Here is a 17,449-nt window from a genome sequence, read left to right as displayed (position 1 = left end):
GCCGGGGAGCTGGCAGGATGTATTCGACAGGACAGTGGATCGTGGACGTCGACGACGTACGGAGGAGAGGTCGCCGCTGTGTCTCCGACTGGCGGAGCCGAGACGGGGACGTCCTCGCTGGACCGTGCCGCACTCGTCTCAGACGTGCGGAAACAGGTTCTGGCACTGCGGACGGACCTCCGCGAGCGCAGCGACAATGTCGACCGTTACCGCAGCCGCCTGCGGAACGCATACGAGCAGGCGAGGGCGGCTCGGCGCACGGCCGACACGTATGGTGCCTGGCGGGACGAGCACATCACGCAGGCGGCGGTGGCGTGGGTGCTCGGCACAGTGTTCGTGCGCTTCTGCGAGGACAACGGACTCATCGGCTGGCCGTTCATCGCGGGGCCGGGACGGAGGCTGGCACAGGCGGAGGAACGGCAGGACGCCTATCGTGCGGAGCACCCCGGGAACGGCGACCGGGAATGGCTGCTGGAGTCGTTCACACACCTGGCCCGGTCCCACCGAGCGATGGCCCGTGTCTTCGACAGACGGCACAGCCCACTGTGGCAGTTGTCGCCCTCTCCGCAGGCCGCGGCCGAGCTGGTCTCGTTCTGGCGCCGGCGCAACAGGGACGGCTCGATCCGATTCGACTTCACCGACCCGGAACTCGACACCCGGTTCCTCGGAGATCTCTATCAGGACATCAGTGACACGGCGTCCAGGTCCTACGCCCTGGTCCGGACACCTGAATACATCGAGGCTTTCATCCTGGACCTCACCGTGGATCCGGCTGTCGCGGAGTTCGGCCCTCGAGGCTTCCGCGGTATCGACCCGGCCTGTGGGTCGGGAACCTTTCTGCTCGGGCTCTTCGAACGCCTTCTCGGTGCCTGGCGCGCGCGGGAGCCTGGAACCGCGGATCGCGAGCTGGTTTGCCGGGCCCTGGAATCAGTCCACGGCTGTGACCTGAATCCGTTCGCCGTGAGTATCACGCGGTTCAGGCTGCTGATGGCCGCCACACGGGCGAGTGGTGAGCGCGTGCTGGGGGAGGTTCCCCAGCACATGGTCAATGTGGCTGTCGGAGATGCTCTGTTGGGAGGGCGAGGCGCTCCGGGGCAGTCGCCAGCGAAGCTTCCAGGGGACTGGGAGGACGAGGGCGTTGGGACTGCTGAGGATATTGATGAGTTCTCCGAGCGATGCGACCTGCTGGGGGCCGGTTCCTACCATGTCGTGCTGGGTGAGCCCCCCTTCACGGTCGTGCGTGACAAGTTCAAGAGGGCTGCGTACAGGGAGGCGTATGCCACGGCCGTCGGCGCGTTCCCGCTCTCGGTTCCCTTCGTGGAGCGCATGTTCCAGCTTGCGGTAAGGGGAATCGGCGGAGAATCCGGTGGCTACGTCGGGCAATGGATGCCCAGTTCGTTCACGAGGCGTGCTTTCGGCGAGAAGCTGATCGAGGAGTTCCTTCCGCGTGTCGGGTTGACGCACGTGATCGACACGTCTGGAGTCTTCGTACCGAGCCATCGGACCTCGACCCTGATCCTGATCGGGCGGAATGACCCGAGCCCACGTGACGCCCCGGTGAGGTCGGTGCTTGGCGTGCGCGGGGAGCCGGCGATGCCGCAGGATCCGGCCGAGGGAATTGTGTGGCAGGCGATCGTCGACCAGATCGACCGGCCCGGCACCATTTCGGAGTGGGTGAGCGTCCAGGACGAGCCGCGGCAGCGTTACTCGCGCTTCCCGTGGACGATGGCGGGAGGCGGTGGAGCGGACCTCATGGATGTGCTCTCGGATGCCCCGCGACGGTTGTCGGACTTCCTCTCTGGTCCGCCCCGAGTCGTCGCCGACCCGGGGCAGCGAGATGTCTTCACCCTCGGGCGGTCGTGGTTCACCCGGCACCCGGACTCGGCCAGTGCGGGCCGCGGCATGGTCACGGGCGAGACGGTACGGGACTGGCGCGTGAGAGCGTCGACCGAGGTACTTGCTCCCTACGACGAGCACGGCTCTCCGCTCGCGCTGGACCTCGACACCGCGTGGGGACGTCATCTTTGGGCGATGCGCCAGGTTCTGCGGACAGCGCCGGGTGCAAGGGATGCATCCCGGTCCCGCCCTTGGTGGACTTGGAGGGTCTGGTTGCTGGGCGACGATCGCGAGCCGACGATCACGTTCGCGTATGCGGCGACGCACAACCACTTCGCGCTGGAGCCCGGTCGGAAGGCGTTCAGCCGGACCGCCCCTGTGCTCCGGCTGCCCTCAGCCACAGACGAGAACGACCTCTTCGCAATTCTGGGGGTTCTCAACTCGTCGGCAGTCTGTTTCTGGCTGAAGCAGGCCAACGCCACCACAGGGGCCGACGGGCTCGATTCCCCCCTTCCTGGTCAGGAATGGGCCCGGCCCTACCTCTTCACGGCGGCTTCCTTCTCACGCCTTCCCTTGCCGGGCAGCACTCCACCGGACCACGCGCGGGAGCTGTATGACCTGGGGCTGGTTCTCGACGCCCACGAGCCGGGCGACGTGTGCGCGGGTGAACACCCGCCCAGCCGAAGCACACTGAACGCGGCGAGAGTTGTCCAGGAGAGGGCACGTCACCGGATGGCCGCGCTTCAGGAGGAACTGGACTGGGACGTCTACGCCGCCTACGGGCTGCTTTCCGGTGATGAGCGGATTCGTCTGACCACCATCCCCAGCACCGACTTGCCGCCGCTCCGGCCGGGCGAGCGTGCCTTCGAAATCGTGCTGGCACGCAAGGTCGCCGACGGTACTGCCTCGTCGTCCTGGTTCCAGAGGTTGTCCTGGTTCGAAGAGCAGGGAGTCACGCCGGTCACCGACGTCCCGAACCACTGGCCGGCCGCCTACCGGGACGTTGTGCAGGCCAGGGTCGATGCCATCGAGTCGGGGCATACGATCGCCCTCGTGGAACGTCCGGAGTACAAGCGGCGCTGGCTGTCGGACCCATGGGCGAAGCGTGAGGAACGAGCGCTGCGTTCCTGGTTGCTCGATCGCTGTGAGGACGAACGCCTGTGGTTCGAGCTCCGGGGTGGTGCCAAGCACGCTCGCCCCCGGACGATCGATCAGCTCGCACGGGACCTCGGAGACGACGCCGATGTGACTGCCGTGGCCACGCTCTATGCGGCCGACCACCTCGGGAGGCGGGAAGCAACGCTTGGTGAAGTGCTGGCGTCGGTGCTGGCCGAAGAGCATGTGCCGTACGCGTCAGCGAAGCGATACAAGGAGTCGGGTCTGCGTAAGCGTGCCCAGTGGGAGCAGGTCTGGGAGCTCCAGCGTCGAGAGGACGAAACAGGCGAAGCACTGGGGATTCCCGTTCCACCCAAGTTCGTGAGCGCTGATTTCCAGCACGCGTCCTATTGGTCGATCCGAGGCAGCCTCGACATCCCCCGGGAACGCTTCATTTCCTATCCCGACGCTGTTGTCGCTGGCCAGGGCCTGCTGCTCGGCTGGTCCGGCTGGAACGAGGCAGACCGCGTGCGCGTCCTGCTGGAGTTGGCCCGCGCGCACCACCAGCATCCTCATCCGAGCGCATACCGGATCACCCCCCTTCTGATCGGCATCCAGGAACTGATTCCCTGGATCCACCAGTGGGAGGCTCACCCCGGATCCGGGATGCGGCCCGGCCAAGCAGAAGAATTCCAATACGAGTTCGAGCAACTGCGCAGTGCGTACCAGCTCACCACGCACGACTTGACCTCTTGGCGGGCGCGGAACAATGTCCCCTGAGCGGGATGGACGTCGCTAGAAGGGGGAGAGTCACGCCGCGCTTGCCCTCCGGCAGGCTCGGCCCTGTCGAGGCCTGGGGTGCTACCGCTCCGTACGGCGTAGGAACTGCAAGCCCAGTACGGCCAGGGCGAGCGTCTGTCCGAGAGACGCGAGCAGGAGCAGGGGCTGAACGACGGGAGAGCACCAGAACGCGGTCGTGCAGACCATGGGCAGGACCAGGTACGTGAACAGGTCCACTGCGCTCTGAAGCCGCTTGCGCATGGTGTGGCCCGCCACGTCGCGGTGGTAGACCTCCCAGCCGAACACCACGCCGTCGGCGGAGGTGAGCTCCCCCAGGCGGGGTCCCAGCCGGTCGCGGACATAGTCGCCGATCGCCGAGATCTTCTCGTCGTTGGCCAGGTAGGTCCAGCCCAGGATCAGACAGATCGCCGGAACGAAGAGCAGCAGCCGGGACTGTCCGCTCTGGGCGGTGATTGCCACGACCGCGGTGGCTGCGGCGAGCGTGAAGTAGAGCAGGTTGTCGCGAAACCCTATGCGGGTCTTCTGTTCCTCCTTGAGACGGTCGTACTCGGCAAGCAGGACCTTGCTCTCGGTGACGTCGTCCGTGCAGTTCACAGGTGCTCCTCGGCTCGAGTTCAGGATCAGCCGGCGGTCTGGAAGGGCGCCAGGCTGTCGGGGCCGTGCCGTTCGATCCAGCTCTTCCCGTCCGCCGCTATCCCCTCCAGGAGGCGGAAGGTGTGGGTGGAGCCAGCCGCGCTGAGGCTGATCTCGGAGATTTCCTGGGGATTCTCGATGGGCGCCAGCTGACGGGCTTCGGCGTCCTTGACGCGGATCTTCCTGGCTGGTCCGTTGGCGAGGAGAAGCTCCAGGTCGTAGCCGACGTCGGCGTTCTCCGTCACTTGCACGGAGGTCAGGGCGTCGAACCGGTAGTTGTTCCGCTGCTCGTTCCTGCGCGTCGCGTCGGAGAAGTCGAACTCGGAGCTGATCTCGCGGATGCCGTCCTGGGTGAACAGGAACAGTCGGAAGACGTAGTGCGAGTACCGCCATGGGCCGCCGCGGACCCGGCCCCGTTTGTAGGAGGGAGCCGGGGCCACCAGGATGGTGTGAGTGATCAGGTCGCGCCAGGTGAGCCGGTGGTGTTGGAGCGCCTCGTCGACGAACGACGTCTTGTCGCAGGCGAGCCAAGTCTCCATCTCCTGTTCGCTGGGCCGCTTGTCGTCCAGGAAGGACTGCCAGCGCCGGTAGGCGCTCTGCCGTGCGGCCAGTTGTTCCAGGTACTCCCGATTCTCCCGATCCAGTCGGTGCTCCTCACGCCGGACCTCCAGCCAACGGGAAGCGGCTGCGTGCCCGGACCAGGCCGCACCGAGCACGGCCAGGAACGCCCACAGAACCTGCTGCTGGGTGGCATCGGTGACCGCCGTGGCGAACGCGGCCAGAGCCGCCGTGCCGAGAACGGCGAGGGCTGCCACGGTCAGGGCCTTCGTCCTGCCCGGAGTCCGGTCCTGGTGGTGCTGATCGAACAGGGTGCCGCTGTTGTAGCGATTCCGGGCATCCTCGGCGAGGTACCGGATCAGCCATTCGACCCGCTCCACACCGATCCGGCTCTCCCGGTAGAGATCCGCGATCTCGGCGGCGAGGCCGCTGCGGATCTGATCCGTGTGGGCGAGCCAGGCGTCCGAGGTGAACCCGTGGGGCCTGCGCCTGCTGAAGTAGTGATCGAACGAATGGCGGACGCGCTTGGTGAACCTACCCTCGGCGGAGTCCGGGCCGGAGTCGGGTCCGGACTCCGGTCCGGGTGCGAAGTCGGAGGCAGGATCGCGTGGGTGGGGGACGCGCGCCCCGGCCGCGAGGCCCGGCCTGGGCCACCGGCCCCACCACCGGACGCCGAAGCGGGCCGCGGTCAGGCCCGCGCCGAGTGCCACCGGTAACTCGACGATCGCCTGGGCCGGATCCGTGATCAGTGCCAAAGTCCAAAGGAGCGCACTGCTGACGACGAACAGGATCGCGCGGATAGGGAGGGCCGCCTTGGCGGCGGCAGCGGTGCTCGGGCGGGGCGGAACGGCCCTTGCCCCGATGGGGGTGGGTGCGAAGTAGGTCCAGACCCGCTGGCCCCGGTCGTTGGCGAAGCGTTCTGCCTTGGCCCGTTCAAGGGTTTCCGCCCACAGGTAGTCCTTCAGGCCTCCGGTGAGCATGAGGTCGAGGTGGCGGAGGATCGCGTCGTGTTGGCGGTGCGGCAGGTCCTGCAATTGCTTCAGCACGGGTCCGGTCTCGCTGCCGGCGGTGCTGAGCGCCGCCAACAGGTCGAAGGTGACGCGTAGGGCTTCCGTCCACTCGTCCTCGGCGTAGTCCCGCACGCGCCCGGCGGTGTAGCGCAGCCGCTGAACCTCTTCGTCGCTCAGGTCGTGGTGGGTACGTGCGCTGAGCATGGCCAGCACCCAATGGAAGCGCACCTCCGTGCCGTCGTGGCCGTGGGCGATCGCATCAGTGATCATTTCCCGGGCGCGACTGGGGACGCCGTCCTCCAGGAGTCGCACGCCGACCCGGTACTTCTCCTGCGGCGAGGCGTCCGGGTGGACGATGTAGACGTGGGAGTCGTGGACGGTCTCGGCCTGAATCCCGACGGTGGAGTATGCGGCCGAGTTGTACGAATCCGAGCTGTACGCGGCACTGTCGTCGCGGCTCATACCAGGCCACCGGCCGCAGCGACCAGGGGTGCCAACGCGGCTACCAGCGCGGGGCATTCCGCGACCAGTCCACGCAGCCTCTTGAGCGCAAGGACGGTCTGCTTCGACGACCCAGGGGCACGCTCCCCGGCCGACCGGAGGGAGGATTCTAGATCGGTCAAGGCCGCCTGGTAACTGTCCTCGTCGAGCACGCCGTCGGCGCGGTGCCACCTCAGCTGGTCGCGGAACCCGTTCAGCTCCGTGACCAGGTCCGTCGGACCGGATGCCTTCGGGGCCGTGCCCATGTGGACACTGCTGCCCGTGACCGAGCTGGCCATGATGCCGACGGTGCTGTTGTGAGCGGTGTTGATGACCCCCCGGTCTAATCGGTCGACCGAACGGTCCCTGTCGTCCTGGGCCATTGCGGACTGCATGGCGGACTCCCCCTGCTCGTTCACCAGTTCCACTGTCAGGCGGACGGCGAAAGCCGCCGCGTTCGCCGCGGCCCGCGGCTGCCAGTTGCGGTCGTCCGAACTGTTCTTCGTGCCGTCCGCCCGGTCGCTTATTCCCCGGACGATGGCCACAGGAGCTCCGCTGAGATGGCCGGCCTGGGCCACACCGGCGGCCTCCATCTCGATGGCGAGCGCATCGTTGTAGTGCTGCCGGATCCACTTCGCCTCGGCCGAGATCCTCGAGTTCTGGACGATCTCGCCGGCGGCGACAGCCCCGAAACGCACCTGCGGTCGGTCCTCGTGACCAGGCGGGGGATCCGCCCACTCGTCCAGACGGGCCAGGTGCGAGGCGAGCTGGCTGATGCCGTGCGGCGCTTCCCACACCCGAGGGCGGGCTTTGAGCCCATCGTCCTCGCTGGTGCCGCCGTGGTAGGCGTACACATGCGACGCCACCACCACGTCACCCAGCCTCGTGGCATCCCACAGGGCGCCGGCGACCCCGACGAACAGCACGGCCACGGGCGAGAACTCCTGGATCGCGCGTTCCGCGATCACCGCGGAGGATTGGTTTCCCTTGTTCGTCAGCCCGAGCGCGACACGGCACGACGTGCCCTTCACGACGCCCACTTCGAACCGGGTACCACTCTTGTGGAGATGTAATCGAAGATCCACCAACCTCTCGCGCACGGACTGATACTCAAGATTGAGGGCGGTGAGAATCACCACCAGGTCTTTCGACATCTACTCCTCTTCCCCTGTCGTATGAGGTCGGATCAGCGGCGGGAACAACACGGTGTTCGGCCCGGCCCGGTACAGCCGCGCGGGCCGCCCCCCTGTGGCCTTGCGGTCCGCGCCGGTGGGAACGATGAATCCCTTCGCGGCCTGGACCTTCCGATAGAAGTTGCGGGTGTCGAGCGGAGTGCCCCAGACGGCCTCGTACACCTGCTGGAGCTCCGCGATGGTGAAGCTCTCCCCGCAGAAAGCGGTGGCCAGCGCCGAGAACTCGATCTTGGCGCGCGCGCGTTCGATCCCGTCTTCGGCGATGCGGCGGTGGTCGAACGCAAGAGCGGTCTCGCCGGACAGGACGGCGTCCGCGGGAATCCACGCGGCCTCGGTGGCATCCGTCCCCGCGACGGGATCAGGCAGCCCTGGAGCGATCGCCAGGTGAGCTACGGAGACGATTCGTCCCCGCGGGTCGCGGCCCGGACTTCCGTACACGGCCAGTTGCTCAAGGTGCACCCAGCCGGAGGTCAGTGCCGTTTCCTCGCTCAGCTCACGGTGGGCGGCGTCGAGGATCTCCTCGTCCTCGTGGTTCAGAAATCCTCCCGGCAGGGCGAGGGCGCCCTGGAAGGGTTCTTCGCCCCGTTCCACCAAGAGCACGTGCAGACGACTGTCCCGCAGCGTAAGGATCACGAGATCGACTGTCAGTAGGACGGGAGGTGGTGACCATGCGTCATCTGGCATGGTTTGCAAGGTACTTCAGATACTGTCACTTGCACAAGAAGTCGGACGGCGCGATGACGCACCACTCGTCCCCAAGGGCCCTGGCGTGGCTGAATGGCCGGCGGTCCAGCCGGTAGTTCCGGGGCGACGGGACCCCGACCCGGCCGAGCGTGGCGGGCTCGGGCGGGTTTCGGTGCTCGCGTCAGACCCTGTGGGAGGCTGACCCGCATGAACCGGTTGGCTGGTGCGACCTCGCCTTATCTGCTTCAGCACGCTGACAACCCGGTCGACTGGTGGCCGTGGGGACCCAAGGCGTTCGAGGAAGCGAAACGGCACGATGTTCTGGTTCTGCTGCCAGTTGGATACTCTGCGTGTCATTAGCGGCAGGGCGTGTGATTGGCCAGGAAGTCATGGCCTGGGGTGTGTCAGGGGCGGGAGTCGCGTGGATACGTACGATGAGGACCTGGACGCAAGTATCGACGCCTGGGTGGAGGCCGAACTGGCCGCTTCGCCCGAGTGGGGGCCCGAGAAGATCGCCAGTATCCGCCAGTACTTGGAGGGCAGCGGACCCGCAGTCACCGCTGAGGAGTAGAGGCACGGAGCCATAAATCGCGGCTCACGCGACAGTGCTGTGGGCGAGGGTCGATAGGTCCTCGCCCACAGCACTGTCCGTAACGGCGACGGTGGTCGGCGAGCCGACCCGCAGGGCGTCCGCTGCCAAGAACAAAAAGTATGGTGACGCGGCCGCCCATAGCTTGGAGATGCCCTGAGCTCACTGACGCGCGGACGCTGTTCATCCCCTGGCAGGTACCGCCAAGTTCTGAACCACCACGCCCGAACGCTGACTGCCCCGCCCGTCGATCCCGCCACTCGCACCTACTGGAGTATCCAATTGCCCCGGACGCCGGAATGGCAGAAATATCAACAAGAAGTTTCCTCGTTCTTGTCTGAGCTCGGATTTGATACGCGCGTTGACGAAACCATCGAAGGTGCACGCGCACAGCATGACGTCGACGTAGCGGCCCGCATGAGAATTGCTGGCGTAGATATCCTTTGGGTAGTCGAGTGCAAGGCCTGGGGGCGAAGGGTTCCGAAGGAGAGGATTCTCACCCTCCAGGGAGTAGTTGATGACATCGGGGCCGATCGCGGACTTGTTTTTTCCGAGAGCGGATTTCAGGCTGGCGCAATTCGTGTCACTCAGAACACAAATATCACTTTGACTGGCTTGGGAGACTTCAGGCTGAACTTTCAAGATGAGATCTCATCGACGAAGGCAAGAATTCTCGATGGGCGAATTTCTCGCCTCTTGCAGGCATTTTTGGCAGTTTGGGATCTAGCGGAATCGGAGCGGCAGGCGGCGTTTGCTCGGTATTCCGGTCCTCCTGGGTTTGATTTACTCAAAGGTGGCCCTCATGCCGTGGCGGGAGTGACATCCCGCCTCAGTCAAATGCGACAGTCGCTGGAAGATGCGCGGTTCGGCCGCTGGCCAGTCGCTTATTTCCCGCTGGATCTCGTTGATGGTGAGATTTTTGACGTCAGCGACTGGGAGGGTCTGCTGTTCATCGTTGAAAAATCCGTAGTTACCTGTGAGCGAATTTATGATCACATGGTGACTCCGGAGGCAAGTCCAGTAGATTGGAATACCCTGCAACCGCCAGAGCTGATCAGCTTGCTCAGCGGCATCCGCGGTCGGTAAAAGGAGCCGCCTGGCTCGTGGCGTCCGAAGGCTCCACCGCTACGAACGCAAGACCCAACCACTTCGGCGCCTTGGCCCGTTAGGTCGAAACCTCGCGAACCGCCGTCTCAGCGGTCTCACTCGGATGACCCGCGACTGGTCCGGCCGCCGCAACGTGAGCCCCGGTCCAGCAGCACGAGGTAGGCCCTGCCTGGACTCGTGGCACGCGAGGTCGCGCGTGAGTGTCAGAGCAGGGGCGTACCGTTTTCTCACGGGGCAGGATTCCCTGCCCCTGCAAGCGACTTGGCAGCCTGCGAGGTTCAGTTGGCGACGAAGAAGAGCGGCTACAAGCGCAAGGCGCTGCCCTGGAAGGTCAAGCTGGAAGTGTGGGTCCGCTGCGGAGGTCGCTGTGCGATCTGCAACCGCTACCTCCTCGACGGAGTGCTGGCCCATCGGCCCATCCGCCTCGGCGAGCTCGCGCACATCGTCGGCCAGCAGAACACGGTGGGCTCCCCTCGGGGTCAGAACGACCTTCCCGAACGTGATACCGCGGACAACGTGATGCTGGTCTGTGCCGACGAGCACGACGAGATCGACGCCCCGGAGAACCTGGACGTCTTCACCGTCGAGAAGCTGCTCGCGCTCAAGCACGCCCACGAAGACCGGATCAAGCACGTCACCGGCATCGCACCAGACCGTACGACCACCGTGCTGCGGATGATTGGTCAGGTTCGGGGGCAGCAGGTCGAACTGACCCGCCAGACGGCCTCGTCCGCCGTGCTCATCTCGGGCGATCGCGTCCCCCTATTCCTGGAGTCCTACTCCCGCCATGGAATTGAGATCGAGCTCCGCCATGTACTCGGCGAAGCCACGATCGACCTCCGCGACGTCCCCGGGGAGAACGGGACCAACGGCGAGTATTACAGCCAGGCGAAGGCCGTGATCGACAACGTGGTCGACAACAAGCTCAACGAGGGCATCTCCCGCGACCAGGTGGCCCATCTCAGCGTTTTCGGATTCGCCCGCATCCCGCTCCTCGTCTACCTGGGATCGCGTCTGGATGACACGGTGCCCACCGATATCTACCAGCGCCACCGCCACGATGAGACCTGGACATGGAGCGAGGACGGACCGGTCGTCGCCTTCGCGACACACCTCGATCTGGACGTGCCGCCCGCTGACGAAGCCGTCCTGGTGCTCAACATCTCCGGCACCATCCAGCCCGGGGAACTGCCCCCTCAACTGGCCGGGTTGCGGCGCTACCGGATCAGCCCGGCGGACGCGTCGGCTGCCCCGGACATCATGCGCCACCGCGACAGCCTCGCCCGCTTTCAAGAGAACCTTCGCGCCCTGTTCGCCGACATCGAGGCGAACGCGAAGGCCATCCGCCGCCTGCACATCCTGCCCGCTGTACCGCTGTCCGCCGCATTGAGTCTGGGCCGTGTCCACGACCGCCAAGTCCACCCCAGTCTGACGATCTACGACCGCACCGACGGCGGCTACCGCCCCGCGCTGGAGATCAAGTGAAACTGAACGGGCACTTCAACACCCTGCTCAAGGGGACGGTCAACCTCAACCAGACCAGGCTGGATCAGCTGGACACCCGGGTGACGGCCATCTTGAACTTCCTGACCAGCGACTCGGTTATCGGCCCGCTGATCCTCGGCACCACCAGACAGGGCTCCTGGGCCCATCGCACCATCATCAAGCCAGTGGCCGGCAAGAACGACGAGTTCGACGCCGACTTCCTGCTCAACCTGACCGTTGTCGAGGCATGGGAAACGACGCCGTCGGAGTACCTGAAGGCCCTGTTCGCCGCGCTCAAGCGCAGCAACACTTACAAGTCGATGGTGGTGAAGAAGAACCGCTGCGTGCGGATCAACTACGCGGGCGACTGCCACGTCGACATCGTCCCCCACCTCGTCCTGCCCGACGGTCGGCAGGTGATCGTCAACTCGGAGGTAGAGGAGTTCGAGGAGACCAACCCCGAGGGCTACACCGCGTGGATGAAGGAGAAGGACTCACTGACCGGCGGCAACCTGCGCAAGGTGATTCGCCTGGTGAAGTACCTGCGGGACTCCAAGGACACCTTCAGCATCCCCTCGGTGATCCTGACCGCCTTGCTCGGCGAACGGGTCCAGGTGTACGACACGAGCAACCGCTACAGCGGGGTGCCCACCACTCTGGTCCACCTCATCGAGGACCTCGCCGCGTGGTTGTCCCTCAACCCGCTAATGCCCGTGATCGCCGACCCGAGCTGCCCGCAGACCAGCTTCAACCACCGCTGGGATCAGGACCGGTACGCCAACTTCGCCAAGCACATTCAGTCGTATGCGACCCGGATGCGTACGGCCCTGGACGAGCAGGACAAGGACAAGAGCGTCAAGCTCTGGCAGGAACTCTTCGGCGACGGGTTCAGGACACCGGCCACGACGGCAGCGGCCTCCCTTGCCAAGGCCGGGCAGCCGGCCTCGACGGAAGGGGTCACCCGGGCACCGTCGGAGAGGTTCATCGAGGAGATGGGCGTGCAGTGGGCGGGTGGACGCTGGGCCCGGATCGAAGCCCGTGTCGCGAACCCCATCGGCACCGGATCCGTGGACCTGCGCCGTACCGGCTTCGCCCCCGTCGGCCGGGACATCTACTTCACGGTGAGCACCGACGCCTCGCAGCCGTACGACATCTGGTGGAAGGTCCGCAACTACGGACCGGACGCCGAGAATGCCCACGGCCTACGTGGTCAGATCACGCCAGGGCGCGGACCACGGATTCATGAGCGCACCAGGTATCGGGGTCGGCATTACGTGGAGGTATGGATCGTCAAGGACGGCAGGGTCGTCGCCAGTGATCACCACGACGTAGTGATCCGCTGACGACGCCACGCCATCAGGGTGACGGGCATGAAGCGGGGGTGGCTCCCCATGCGGCTCGTCCCCGGCGAGAACGCACAGGTCGGCACCTGGTTGAAGCTGTCCAGTTTCCCTCCGGACCGCCTACGACGGGTCCGGGCCGAGCTGGGGGCCGATGCCCAGAGGTCCCCGGTTGCGGACATGTCTCAGCCCACAGTGCGTCGGAGGCGCCGAGGGCGCGGGCGATTCCTCGTTGCTCACGGGGCCCCAAGGTCGACCATGACAGGGAAGGGCGCGGTGGCCTTCACGGTGCCGGTGAACACCTCGCCGTCCCGGTAGGCCCTGTTGGCTGGGTCGAGGACGTAGGTGTAGACGATCGGGACGCCGGTGGCGGCCTGTTCGACCCGCCAGTAGAAGTGGATGCCGGCCTTGGCGTACTGGTCCACCTTCACGATCCGGTCGGTGGTCTCCGAACCGGGCGACACGACCTCGACCACCAGCAGCACGTGCTCGGGGCGGGTGGGCGTGAGGTCGATGGTCTCCGCCTGGTAGACGATGACGTCCGGACGGCGGTTGGTGAGCGGCACGTCCTGCAGGCGGACGTCGAAGTCCGTGTCGGCGTTCCAGTCCGGGCCCGCGGCGGCGTCCAGGGCGTTGGCCAGGAGTCGAGCCAGCCGGCCCAGCCGCTTGGAGGCGCTCGGGCTCGCGACGACCATCCCGTCCACGATCTCGATGCCGGCGCACTGCTCCTCGGACCAGGAGTCGTACTGCTCCGCGCTGATCTGCGAATGCATCCACGCGGGCGCCACCATCTCGGCGGTCACGAAGTGCCTCCTTCGAGGATGCGGTGCTGCTCGATTCAGCGTACTGCCCGCTTCCAGTCGGGCACGGGCTTCGGGGCGGGGCGGAACCTTCAGCGTCCGCAGGGCGACCTGGGCGCAAAAGGGGCGATCCGTATTCACCACGTGATGGCGCATGAGTGCAATTCGGCCAAGTAGGGCGGGGGCTTGCGGGCTGAACCGGCAGGGCCGTGTCGGCGTGAGAGGCTGGGTCGTATGAACCGGTTGGCTGGTGTGACCTCGCCTTATCTGCTTCAGCACGCTGACAATCCGGTCGACTGGTGGCCGTGGGGACCGGAGGCGTTCGAGGAAGCGAAACGGCGCGATGTGCCCGTTCTGTTGTCGGTCGGTTACTCTGCGTGCCACTGGTGTCACTGCACTTGGACAACCAGGTAGTTCTGACCTGGTGGTTTCACAGGGCGCACCAGCATGGACACGTACGATGAGGACCTGAACCACAAGATAGACGCTTGGGTCCGGGAGCAACTGACGGCTTCGCCGGAGTGGGAGCCCGAGCAGTACATCAGCATCAGGCAGCACCTTGAGGGCGACACCCCGTCCCGTGAGGCGGGCGCGTAAGCACGGCGCTTCAGCCGCCGGCCTCACCCAGGAGTGATGCCGCACGCCAGGACACAGAGGCCCGTGCGTGCGGCATCAAGACTGTGCCGCCCGTGATCAAGTATTGGGGTGTCCGGGCGCCGTCCACAACGCGGCGGCGATCTGCGTCCAGCCTTCATCGGTGCGTGTGTCGGTTCGTGCGCTAGCTGCGACCACGAACCCGTGCCCCTCCAGGTGCTGGACGGCTTCCTCACTTGGGAGAACCGGCGCATCGGTGCCCATCGGTTTGGGGTGGGGCCCTTGTTCAGCCTCGCCGGCAACGAGGTCATGCGCGGTTGCGGCAACGACAACCCGTAATGGACCAATATCCCTACGAGGCCGCCCCTTCGCGGGCCGCCTCACTGGTCCCCCCTCGTCTTACACTCCCGCTCGTGGTGACCACGAGGCTCCAATGGGACGACGTGCCCGCCAGCACCCGCGCCGCCGTCGCCGCCCGCACCAGCCGGATCTACGCCGCGACGATCACCGACAAGGGCCCTCAACTCCGAGATTGTCGCCACCCTCGACACCCCCGCCAGCCGCGTCTTCGTCAAAGGCTTGCGCTGCGATCATCCCCGCGCGTGGACCCAACTGCGCGAAGCCGCCCTCAACCCGCGTCGCTGGCCTCGCCCCCGCCTCCTCTGGACCGTCCGCGACGCCGAGTGGCACTTGCTCGGCATCGAGCACCTCGACGGCAGGGCCGCCGATTGCCGGTCCCACTCCGACGACCTACCGCTCGTCGCCGAGCGATCATCACCCTGTCCGGCATCCGCGCCCCCGCCGACCTCGACTTGAAGCACATCGAGCAGCGCCTCGCCGACTACCTCGACCACCCCGATGTGCCATGGGAAGTCGAGCCTCGCCGAAGCCGCTCACCGGTGGGTCACCCACCGCCACTGACAGGCGAAACCACATGGCCTACCCCCTGATCCGTCCGCCCGAGACCCTCACCACCCCGGTCGGCGAGGGCGTCGAGATGGACCTTGACGGGATCCCCATCGTCCAGGAGCTCTGGCGGCTGCGCATCAAGACGACCGCCTGCTGCCAAGACGTCGGCGAAGCAACCGCCGGCGTCCGCGACCAACGCGCCCCCTCGGGTACGGCGCAGACGCGTCCCGCGCCTACCACCGCGGATGGGCCCTGCTAAAGCTCCCCCTCTCGACGCCCCGCACCTGGTCGAGCTGCTTGACGGTGATCCGAACTTGCCGACCGCGTCGGCCGCCCCTGGCAGCCTGGTTCCGTCGAGCCGGACACGATGGCCGTCCGCGCCCCACAGAGCGGGAACAGACCCGGCCGGGACCCCCGCTCGATCACCGCAGCCATCAGCGGCTCGACGCAAAATCGACGTCCTTGTCAACTCTTCCGGGCGACACCGCACATGGCGATCTTGAGTTGTGGCATGCTCTCGTCCGGTCGGACCCTGGATGGAGTATTCGATGGCGGATTCAGTGAACTACCCCGGTGCCTACAGCGAGGAGCACGTCTCGTGAGCCTTCCGGTGTCCTCTGGCGCGACGGCCGTGCCGCTGTTCATCGCCGACTTCGGTACGGCGTTCGAGGGCGTGGTGCGGGTCGACAACTGGCAACACCTGCCTCGTGTTGCAGGCGAGGGCGCGGCCTCCGGGGCGACCGGCGGGGTGCTGCGCGGATACTTCGAGAACGGGGGCGGCTATTGCTATCTGGCCGACACGGCCGGCAAGCCCCTGCAGGAGGTACTGGCCTCCACCGAGGCCTTCGACGATGTGACGATCGTGGTGCCGCTCGGCCTGTGGGACAGCGGCGCCGATGAGGCCGGCGAGACGGCGAGGGCTGTGACCGCCTGGGCGGCGGCCCACCGGGCGATGGCCATCCTGCACGCCGGCCCGGAACACGACGCTCGGCAGGCCCGTGACGCGGCGAGGGCGTTCAAACTGGACGCCGACCAGAGCGCGCACGCGGCCCTCTACCACCCGTGGCTGATCCTGTCCGGAGACGGAGAGCCGGTGCCTCCCGTCGGCGCGGTCGCCGGGCAGTGGTGCCGGGTCGATCGTGAACGTGGAGTGTGGAAGGCCCCGGCGAACGTCACGGTGCACGGCGCGCGCCCGTCCCAGGCGGTGACCGACACGGAGCAGGGCCAGGCCCAGCCGGTTGGCATCCTGCGCGAGTTCACCGGCCAGGGTCTGCTCGTGCTGGGGGACCGCACCCTCAATGAGACCGACGACCCGTGGACGTATATCGCGGTGCGGCGTCTGGCCGACATGGTGGAACGCGACCTGCAGAAAGCCCTGCAGTGGGCGATGTTCGAGCCGAACACCCAACCGACATGGGAGAAACTGCGGGCGGCGGCCGACGGCTACCTGCACGACCTCTGGCGGCAGGGCGGACTGCAGGGCTCGAAGCCGGAGGAGGCCTACTTCATCCACATCGGTCAGGGCATCACCATGACTGATGTGGACGTCCGCGCCGGCAGGATCGTTCTGAAGGTCGGCCTCGCCGCAGTACGCCCCGCCGAGTTCATCCCCGCGACCGTGACCGGCACGGTAGGTGAGGCCTGACGGCCAGGAGTCTGGGGCTGTTCCAGGACGGCGGCACCGTGGGGATGCCCCGCGGCGCCGCCATCCTGGTCAGGTCCGCTCCCGCGGGCGTTGTCCGATCGCTCGGCGTCCAGGCCGACGCTGGCCTACTCGCCGGGGACAGTAGCAGCTCTCACCAACGGTCTGCTCGACCCAGCCGACACCTGCACTGCGTCCGCCACCTCCGGGCATCTCGGCGCCCTCCCACAGCGCGATGAAGAACCTGACCGCGACCAAGGAGTGGCCGTACGGCGCGGCCAGGGCTACACCCTGCGGGTCACGGCCGTGCCAGTGGTCCACCGCCAACTGTGCGGCTGACCAAGCGGGTGCTGGAGTTCCGCTCTGGAGGGCGAGCTGACCGATCACCTGGGCCACGAGCACGGCGAGCAGGCCGTCCACGCCCGCAGTCACTCCCCTACCGAGCAGGCCGCCTTAGACGTCGTCTCATTTGGAATGCTGGGTAGTCTGCACTGTGTGGTGATGGTCGAGCGCATGGTGCCGGACGAGTTGTGGGAGCTGTTCCAGCGGGTGGTTCCGCCTGCTCCATCGCGGCCGCAGGGCGGCGGCCGGCGCCGGTACGGGGATCGCGAGGTGCTGGCCGCGATCATCTTCGTTGCCACGACGGGCTGTACTTGGCGGCAGTTGCCGCCGGTCTTCGGCCCCTCGGGGCCG

14 protein-coding genes and 2 pseudogenes are annotated in these 17,449 nt (G+C 66.5%); 11 read left to right on the top strand and 5 right to left on the bottom strand.

The window, feature by feature from the left end:
- Window positions 1-78: 78 nt before the first annotated feature.
- The gene (pglX, locus tag C593_RS29335) at window positions 79-3,711 is read left to right on the top strand and encodes a BREX-2 system adenine-specific DNA-methyltransferase PglX (protein ID WP_018847247.1); all 3,633 of its coding nucleotides are present in this window, start codon (window positions 79-81) and stop codon (window positions 3,709-3,711) included.
- 81 nt (window positions 3,712-3,792) lie between these two features.
- Here the strand turns inward: pglX and C593_RS0110450 are convergent, their stop codons facing one another.
- Genes C593_RS0110450 through C593_RS0110435 form a run of 4 tightly spaced genes read right to left on the bottom strand, consistent with a single transcriptional unit; the run spans window position 3,793 to window position 8,290 of the window.
- Window positions 3,793-4,326 (bottom strand): hypothetical protein, encoded by a 534-nt coding sequence (locus tag C593_RS0110450; protein WP_018847246.1) that lies wholly within the window; start codon window positions 4,324-4,326, stop codon window positions 3,793-3,795.
- Between the two features lie 26 nt (window positions 4,327-4,352).
- Window positions 4,353-6,395, bottom strand: a complete 2,043-nt coding sequence (locus tag C593_RS0110445) for a hypothetical protein (RefSeq protein ID WP_018847245.1) — start codon at window positions 6,393-6,395, stop codon at window positions 4,353-4,355.
- The gene (locus C593_RS0110440) at window positions 6,392-7,567 is read right to left on the bottom strand and encodes a 5'-methylthioadenosine/S-adenosylhomocysteine nucleosidase (protein WP_018847244.1); all 1,176 of its coding nucleotides are present in this window, start codon (window positions 7,565-7,567) and stop codon (window positions 6,392-6,394) included. The genes C593_RS0110445 and C593_RS0110440 overlap by 4 nt, the downstream gene beginning before the upstream one ends.
- On the bottom strand, window positions 7,568-8,290 hold the full coding sequence (locus tag C593_RS0110435; protein ID WP_078521367.1) for an NUDIX hydrolase: 723 nt from the start codon (window positions 8,288-8,290) through the stop codon (window positions 7,568-7,570).
- Window positions 8,291-8,497: 207 nt separating this feature from the next.
- Here C593_RS0110435 and C593_RS31515 point away from each other — a divergent pair.
- The 5 genes and pseudogenes from C593_RS31515 to C593_RS29330 form a co-directional block, all read left to right on the top strand.
- Window positions 8,498-8,647: pseudogene (locus C593_RS31515) on the top strand (DUF255 domain-containing protein); the annotation flags it as partial.
- A 64-nt stretch (window positions 8,648-8,711) separates the two neighbouring features.
- Window positions 8,712-8,861, top strand: coding sequence for a hypothetical protein (locus tag C593_RS33310; RefSeq protein ID WP_018847242.1), 150 nt, complete (start codon window positions 8,712-8,714; stop codon window positions 8,859-8,861).
- 300 nt (window positions 8,862-9,161) lie between these two features.
- A complete protein-coding gene (locus tag C593_RS31510; protein ID WP_486591107.1) occupies window positions 9,162-9,965 on the top strand; it encodes a restriction endonuclease in 804 nt (267 codons plus the stop codon).
- A 303-nt stretch (window positions 9,966-10,268) separates the two neighbouring features.
- Window positions 10,269-11,471, top strand: a complete 1,203-nt coding sequence (locus C593_RS0110425; protein ID WP_018847241.1) for an SAVED domain-containing protein — start codon at window positions 10,269-10,271, stop codon at window positions 11,469-11,471.
- A complete protein-coding gene (locus C593_RS29330) occupies window positions 11,468-12,814 on the top strand; it encodes an SMODS domain-containing nucleotidyltransferase (RefSeq protein WP_018847240.1) in 1,347 nt (448 codons plus the stop codon). The genes C593_RS0110425 and C593_RS29330 overlap by 4 nt, the downstream gene beginning before the upstream one ends.
- A 233-nt stretch (window positions 12,815-13,047) precedes the next feature.
- On the opposite strand, the gene C593_RS0110415 is transcribed toward C593_RS29330, so the two are convergent.
- Complete coding sequence (locus C593_RS0110415) at window positions 13,048-13,614, bottom strand: Uma2 family endonuclease (protein ID WP_018847239.1); 567 nt, start codon at window positions 13,612-13,614, stop codon at window positions 13,048-13,050.
- A gap of 231 nt (window positions 13,615-13,845) precedes the next feature.
- On the opposite strand from C593_RS0110415, the pseudogene C593_RS31505 reads away from it, so the two are divergent.
- The 5 genes and pseudogenes from C593_RS31505 to C593_RS0110390 all read left to right on the top strand — a co-directional run.
- Window positions 13,846-14,004: pseudogene (locus C593_RS31505) on the top strand (DUF255 domain-containing protein); the annotation flags it as partial.
- Between the two features lie 54 nt (window positions 14,005-14,058).
- A complete protein-coding gene (locus C593_RS33305; RefSeq protein WP_018847238.1) occupies window positions 14,059-14,208 on the top strand; it encodes a hypothetical protein in 150 nt (49 codons plus the stop codon).
- Between the two features lie 931 nt (window positions 14,209-15,139).
- On the top strand, window positions 15,140-15,373 hold the full coding sequence (locus tag C593_RS0110400; protein ID WP_018847236.1) for a hypothetical protein: 234 nt from the start codon (window positions 15,140-15,142) through the stop codon (window positions 15,371-15,373).
- Between the two features lie 339 nt (window positions 15,374-15,712).
- On the top strand, window positions 15,713-16,759 hold the full coding sequence (locus C593_RS29325; protein WP_018847235.1) for a phage tail sheath family protein: 1,047 nt from the start codon (window positions 15,713-15,715) through the stop codon (window positions 16,757-16,759).
- A gap of 498 nt (window positions 16,760-17,257) precedes the next feature.
- Window positions 17,258-17,449: transposase (locus C593_RS0110390; RefSeq protein ID WP_158686839.1), on the top strand; the 192-nt coding region annotated here is incomplete at its 3' end.

The sequence above is a fragment of the Streptomyces sp. CNT372 genome (assembly GCF_000377145.1).
This window is presented reverse-complemented; position numbering and strand designations above follow the sequence as displayed.

Excerpts from the sequence above, each read along its gene's own strand:
- C593_RS0110445 (WP_018847245.1), bottom strand. The coding sequence starts at position 6,395 with ATGAGCCGCGACGACAGTGCCGCGTACAGCTCGGATTCGTACAACTCG.
- C593_RS0110440 (WP_018847244.1), bottom strand. The coding sequence starts at position 7,567 with ATGTCGAAAGACCTGGTGGTGATTCTCACCGCCCTCAATCTTGAGTAT.
- C593_RS0110435 (WP_078521367.1), bottom strand. The coding sequence starts at position 8,290 with ATGCCAGATGACGCATGGTCACCACCTCCCGTCCTACTGACAGTCGAT.
- C593_RS33305 (WP_018847238.1), top strand. The coding sequence starts at position 14,059 with ATGGACACGTACGATGAGGACCTGAACCACAAGATAGACGCTTGGGTC.
- C593_RS0110400 (WP_018847236.1), top strand. The coding sequence starts at position 15,140 with ATGGCCTACCCCCTGATCCGTCCGCCCGAGACCCTCACCACCCCGGTC.